Consider the following 214-nt stretch of genomic DNA (forward strand, 5'->3'; position numbering starts at 1 on the left):
GGCGGACGGGGCGCCGTCGCCGGCGGCGTCGGCCGTGACCGCGGGTGCGGGCACCGGCGCGGCCTGCGCGGGGGTGGCGGCGCCGAAGCCGGTGGCGCCGAGGGCCGCGGTCATCGCGGTGACGCCGAGCAGCGGTCCGCCGCTCCTGGCCTGACGGGGCATCCGGTGCCGTGAGGCGTCCGCGCCCAGGTCCACCGGCTGGCCCTCCACCGGG

General features: G+C 82.7%; 1 pseudogene. It reads right to left on the reverse strand.

Annotated elements, in window-relative coordinates:
• Positions 1-214 (reverse strand): annotated as a pseudogene (locus AA75_RS40075) (hypothetical protein); the annotation flags it as partial.

The sequence above is a fragment of the Kitasatospora sp. MBT63 genome (assembly GCF_000710465.2).
Taxonomy (GTDB): domain Bacteria; phylum Actinomycetota; class Actinomycetes; order Streptomycetales; family Streptomycetaceae; genus Kitasatospora.